Raw genomic sequence first — 540 nt, 5'->3', positions numbered from 1 at the left:
ACTTAACGATACTTATGCAGCTGACCTCACTCTTGTCCCAGAACCGTCAAATATCTCGATTAGCGTAGACCAACTGCAATACTTTAAGCCAAGTTATATACTACCATCTCATATTCAAGCATCTCTAGGACAAACTTTATGGATTTATGGCGAAGTAGATGCAACTAAAGACGAGTGTCAGAAACTTGCCTCAGAATATGTAGACAAGTTGCTAGCAGGAACGAACTTAAACCCAGCCTTAGTGAATGAGGACAAACTATTTGGCAGTCTTTTATTTGAATATCAGGCAACTGACCCCAATCAACCCCACAGTTATGCTAAACAATGTCAAATTTACGTTTCCTTAAATAATAGTAATGCTCAAACAGCAAAACTAGCGACAGAAAGCTACGAGTGGCTGCTAAATTTACTCTGTTGCTATCATAAAATTCTCTATATTTATCAGGAAGCTCGTAACTGTTCCTCAAAAGCACGAGCAATTTACAGCGATTTAGAGAAGAAAACAGAAGAGTTTTCCAAACTGATGGCTGACTCTCAAAT

At 38.3% G+C, this 540-nt stretch carries 1 pseudogene; it reads left to right on the top strand.

What is annotated here, in order from left to right:
• Window positions 1-540 (top strand): annotated as a pseudogene (locus AC5590_RS33930) (hypothetical protein); the annotation flags it as partial.

This window comes from Brasilonema octagenarum UFV-OR1, from assembly GCF_963888615.1.
Taxonomy (GTDB): domain Bacteria; phylum Cyanobacteriota; class Cyanobacteriia; order Cyanobacteriales; family Nostocaceae; genus Brasilonema; species Brasilonema sennae.
Note: the sequence above shows the minus strand (reverse complement) of the source record. Positions and strands in the feature narration are given on the sequence as shown.